The sequence below is a fragment of the Bartonella queenslandensis AUST/NH15 genome, assembly GCF_000312585.1.
Classification (GTDB): domain Bacteria; phylum Pseudomonadota; class Alphaproteobacteria; order Rhizobiales; family Rhizobiaceae; genus Bartonella; species Bartonella queenslandensis_A.
This window is the reverse complement of sequence record NZ_HE997985.1, coordinates 50,271-55,894: the sequence shown is the minus strand read 5'-3', so window position 1 is coordinate 55,894 and position 5,624 is coordinate 50,271. Positions and strand designations below refer to the sequence as shown.

The 5,624-nt window shown below is 38.1% G+C and carries 3 protein-coding genes and 1 pseudogene; 2 read left to right on the top strand and 2 right to left on the bottom strand.

Annotated features, from left to right (window positions below):
• Positions 1-736 (top strand): annotated as a pseudogene (gene tyrS, locus BN338_RS02285) (tyrosine--tRNA ligase); the annotation flags it as partial.
• A 212-nt stretch (positions 737-948) separates the two neighbouring features.
• Positions 949-1,434, top strand: a complete 486-nt coding sequence (locus BN338_RS02280; protein WP_198003665.1) for a peroxiredoxin — start codon at positions 949-951, stop codon at positions 1,432-1,434.
• 359 nt (positions 1,435-1,793) lie between these two features.
• On the opposite strand, the gene prfB is transcribed toward BN338_RS02280, so the two are convergent.
• Together prfB and BN338_RS02270 are read right to left on the bottom strand one after the other, a co-directional pair.
• Positions 1,794-2,922, bottom strand: a protein-coding gene (gene prfB, locus BN338_RS02275) for a peptide chain release factor 2 (RefSeq protein ID WP_156809239.1) whose coding sequence is annotated in 2 segments (ribosomal slippage) — positions 1,794-2,852 and positions 2,854-2,922 — 1,128 coding nt in all. Because the reading frame shifts where the segments join, the coding sequence is not laid out codon by codon here.
• 169 nt (positions 2,923-3,091) lie between these two features.
• Positions 3,092-5,554, bottom strand: a complete 2,463-nt coding sequence (locus BN338_RS02270) for a penicillin-binding protein 1A (protein ID WP_039758633.1) — start codon at positions 5,552-5,554, stop codon at positions 3,092-3,094.
• Between the last annotated feature and the right edge of the window lie 70 nt (positions 5,555-5,624).

The following is a 5,624-nucleotide window of genomic DNA, read 5'->3' as shown; positions in this document are numbered from 1 at the left end:
AGTTTAATTATATGATTCTGCAAGCTTATGATTTTGTTGAACTTTATAAACGTTATGGCTTGCGTATGCAAATGGGAGGCTCTGATCAATGGGGAAACATTATTAACGGAATCGAATTGGGGCATCGTTTAGGAACACCGCAATTATATGCATTAACATCACCCTTGCTGACAACCTCTTCCGGTGCCAAAATGGGTAAATCATTGAATGGTGCTGTTTGGCTTAATGCCGATATGCTTTCACCTTATCAATTTTGGCAATATTGGCGCAATACAGAAGACGCTGATGTAACACGATTTTTAAAACTCTATACCACATTACCGATGGATGAGATTCTCAAGCTTTCTCTATTACAAGGGACTGAAATTAACGAAGCAAAAAAAATTCTTGCAACAGAAATTACAGCAATGTTGCATGGGCGTGCTCTTGCCGATGCAGCCGCAGAAACTGCTCGTAAAACATTTGAAGAAAAACACTTGGAGAAAATCTTCCAACGATTGAAATGAGTGCAATAGAATTAAAAACAGGTGCTGGATTGCTCTCTCTTTTAGTAAAAACAGGGCTTGCAAAATCAAACAGTGAGGCGCGCCGTCATATTCAAGGGGGGGGAATACGTGTTAATGATCAAATAATAAAAGACGAAACACAGCTTATTCTTGAAAAAGATGTCACAGCAGAAGGAATCATTAAACTTTCCTTTGGTAAGAAAAAACATGTATTGATTAAACCCCTATAATCTATAGATCTCCTTTATTCTATAGATTTTATATCCAAGATAGTGATGTTGCCTACGCTTTTTGCTCATTTTTTCATTTAGTTTTTATGATAAAATAATTTTTACATGATAGCAAAAAATCTTTGAAATAAGTGTATTCTAGAGAGTTGAAAATTTATTCCTTTTCTGTATGCTCGTCATTGATCTTTTCACTCAAAAAGAAAGATAAAAAAATGACAAAATCGATGAAAGGTACTTTTGCTCCTGATTTTAATTTACCGCGTGATGGAGGAGAGACAGTCTGTCTTTCTGACTTTAAGGGCAAACCTGTTGTTTTATATTCTTATCCCAAAGATGATACGAGTGGATGCACAAGTGAGGCCCTTGATTTCACACAATTAAAGACGAAATTTGATGAAATCGGTGTTGCTGTTATTGGAATCTCTCCAGATAATGTAAAAAAACACGATAAATTTAAACAAAAGCATGGACTTGACGTGATCTTGGTGTCTGATGAAGAAAAAACAACCCTTGAAGCATATGGTGTCTGGGTAGAAAAAAGCATGTATGGACGCAAATATATGGGTGTCGAACGGAGCACTTTTTTAATTGATGCAAATGGAAAAATAGCAGAAGAATGGCGCAAAGTAAGCGTATCTGGACACGCTGAAAACGTTTTAGCTGCTGCAACGCTTTTACATCGTAATAATAGCATATAAATGAGGGGTATATTATACTTTTAAAAGCATTCCCCCAGTTGTTTTTATTTTTCCAAGGGATTTAATTTTCGCAATATATTTGTTTATAAGGATAAATAATTATTTACCATTAAGATTAAAACTCCGGATATCGTAAATTTTTCTCATTTCAGTTCCTTCTTATCTTGAATTGATTAAAAAAGCTACTTTCTCCCGTCATATACAGGATTAGCTTATGAGAAGGGACTGTTGAAAAAAGAACAAAAAAAACACCTCTTTAAACTTTTTACGTATCAAGGGTCATCGATAATATACTACAATATCAATAAAACGAATAGTTTAAGAAATAAATCTACACAGTTTGAGGGAGAGATATATCATTAACGGATATCCTCAATTTCTTTGTCTTTTCCATAAATACGTTGAGAAAGTGTCGCCTCTATAAATGCATCTAAGTTTCCATTAAGGACGGATTGTGGATCAGTATTTTCAATCCCTGTACGTAAGTCTTTTACAAGTTGATAAGGTTGAAGAACATAAGATCTAATTTGATGCCCCCATCCGATTTCTGTTTTAGAGGATTCAACAGCATTGCTCTCTTCTTCTCTTTTTTTGAGCTCTTCTTCATAAAGACGGGCACGTAACATCGACCAAGCCGTAGCACGATTTTTATGCTGAGAACGTTCAGTTTGACACTGAACAACAATCCCCGTTTTTATATGTGTAATGCGAACGGCAGAATCTGTCGTATTAACATGTTGTCCTCCTGCTCCCGATGCACGATAAGTATCAATACGCACATCTGCTTCTGAAACATCAACTTCAATATTGTCATCAATAACCGGATAAACCCAAATGCTTGCAAAAGAGGTATGGCGTTTTGCATTCGAATCAAATGGGGAAATTCGTACCAAACGATGAACGCCTGATTCTGTTTTTAACAATCCATAAGCATTATGCCCTTTTACAAGAATCGTCGCTGACTTTATTCCCGCTTCTTCTCCATCATGAATTTCTAAAACTTCAACCTTCATTTCATGCTGTTCAGCCCAGCGCATATACATGCGTAAGAGCATAGAAGCCCAATCTTGACTTTCTGTTCCCCCTGCCCCAGCATGAACTTCTAAATAAGTATCATTGGGATCCGCCTCTCCTGAAAGAAGCACATCAATTTGCCTTTTATCGATCTGACTTTTAAGATTACGTATTGAATTTTCTGCATCAGCGATAACTTCAACATCATTTTCTTCTTCACCCATAGCGATGAGCTCAATGCATTCTTCAAGAGTTTTTGTAAATGATAAAAGACCATTGATTGAATCATCAAGACGTTGACGCTCACGCATCATATCCTGTGCTTGTTGCGCATCATCCCATAATGATGGGTCTTCTGCTTTTTGATTAAGATATTCGAGACGCTTTAATGATTGATCCCAGTCAAAGATGCCCCCTTAGCAATTGAATTGCCTTCTGGATCTCATCAACTAATGTTTCTATTTCTGATCGCATAATTTAATACCGTATCTTTTTACACTCTTTCTGGTTATGTCTCTTAGCATTTTATACAAACTTAATAGCTTCTATCAGAAAATGGAAGGAGTTCATCATTCTATTTACAGGATCAACACTATAAAAAATAGATAAAAACCAAGACTCATAGCAAAAAAGATTTTACCGGTTAATACAGCCCACCTGTCCCACTTTCAAGGGCTTTATTGACTTGTGGAGAAGTGGTCACTGCAGGAACTCCTTCTTGAAAAGAATTCGTCCCCCCAATGACTTGATATATATCAGCAGGCCCCGTCCCTGGTTTAAATGCTTCTATAATGACATCTTGATCTCTTCTTTCCGCAAGCATTCCTGTTTTCCGATTAATGGGCATTAAAACCATACCTTTCGGCATCTTAAAGGGAACATCTGGCTTGCCTTTAAGAGCATCCGCTATAAAATCACCAAAAATAGGTGCGGCTAATGAACTTCCTGTTCCATTATATCCTAACGGAGCAGGTTGATCGTAGCCGACAAAAATACCAACGACAATGTCAGGAGTAAATCCCATAAACCAAACATCTTTAGAGACATTGGTGGTTCCTGTTTTAGCGGCAATATGTCGATTAAGATAACGTAAACGCGCCGCAGTACCACGCTGAACAACGCCCTCCATCATCGATGTAATTTGATAAGCCGTCATAGGGTCAAGAACTTGATCTCTCTCATCAATCAATGTGGGTTCTCTTTGATTATTCCATGAATGTGTATTACAATTTTCACAAATACGATCATCATGACGATAAATTGTTTTCCCATAACGATCTTGAATTCGGTCTATCAGAGAAGGTTTAATAGAGCGTCCCCCATTGGCAATAACAGAATAAGCTGTAACCATCCGTAGCACGGTTGTTTCAGCAGCACCTAAAGCCATGGGAAGATAAGGCTGCAATTTATCGACTACACCAAAACGTTCTGCATATTCAGCGACAAGAGACATTCCCATATCATTGGCAAGCCGCACTGTCATAAGATTACGAGAATGCTCAATACCATAACGCAACGTTGAGGGTCCGGCAAAGGTACCACCATAATTTTTTGGTTGCCAGACTTCACCATTATATTGACGAACTTCAATGGGGCCATCTAAAATGACAGATGCTGGTGTGTACCCATTATCAAGTGCTGCTGCATAAACAATGGGTTTAAAAGCAGATCCCGGTTGACGATAGGCTTGGGTTGCACGATTAAATTCTGAAGCTGCAAAAGAAAAACCTCCCACCATTGCAAGAACTCGCCCCGTATGAGGTTCCATAGCAACAATTGCTCCTTCAACTTTTGGAATTTGTTGTAAACGATAAGTGTTGTTTGTATTGGGTAGCTTTTCAACAAAAATGACATCTCCAACTTGCAAAACATGAGATAAGCTCTGAACAGTTTTTCGGTAACCATTTTCTTTCACAACATGAAATGCCCATCTTGAATCGGCTTCAGACAAAACAGCAATTTCGCGTTTTTTTGAGAGTATACCCGAAGCTTCGCGCTGTGGCTGTAAACCAATCTCTATTTTATTGGGGGTTGCAGAAAGAACAACAGCTAAACGCCATTCAGGAACATCACTTAACCCTGTGATATTGGCAAGCTCAGTCCCCCAATCATCCTTATCAATATGCGCATAAGCTCCACGCCATCCTTGTGCATGATCAAATTTAATTAATCCATTGTGTAAAGCCCGTCGAGCAAGAATTTGCAAATATGGATCAAGCGTTGTACGAATTGAAAGACCACCTTCATAAAGTGTTTTAGCCCCATAGCGGTGCATTAAATGACGACGTACTTCTTCAGTAAAGTAATCAGCCGCAAAAACATAGCTATCACTCCCGCGTATTGTCGCTCCTAAAGGCTTAGCTTTCGCTTTTTCACCTTGTTCGCGCGTAACATACCCATTTGCAACCATCCGATCTATAACCCAATTGCGCCGATCAATAGCACGCTGTGTATTTTTAAATGGATCATAATTTGCTGGTCCTTTTGGAAGAGAAGCCAAATAAGCACATTGTTCTAGCGTTAGATCATTGACGGATTTATTGAAATAAGTCAAAGAAGCAGCGGCTATACCATAAGTACCACGACCCAAATAAATTTCATTGAGATAAAGCTCTAAGATATGAGCTTTTGAATAGGTTCTTTCAATACGCATTGCTAAAATAGCTTCCTTAAATTTACGCTCTAACGTTGTTTCTGAACTTAAAAGAAAGTTTTTAGCGACTTGTTGCGTTATGGTTGATGCGCCCTCTGGACGTCTTCCAGAACCAATATTACGAATATTATTGATCAAAGCTCGAGAAAGTCCTTCAGGATCTAAACCAAAATGATGATAAAAGTTTTTGTCTTCAGCCGAAATAAAAGCATTTATAACAAGCTTCGGAATTGATTGAATCGGCAAATAAAGGCGATGCTTTGTTGCAAACTCTGCCATCAGACGGCCATCAGAAGCATGGACACGGGTCATTACCGGTGGCTCATAAAGTGAAAGAACTTCATAATCAGGAAGTGCATTTGCTTGATCACTCGTCATAACACCCCATGTTATTGCGCCACAAAGTCCAGTAGCAACAAAAAAACGAAGAAGATATCTTAAAAAAATCATCATAAAAACGACTATCGCTTTCTTAAGAATTGATCAAAGAAAAAATATGTTACTTCAATCACACCACGTGAAT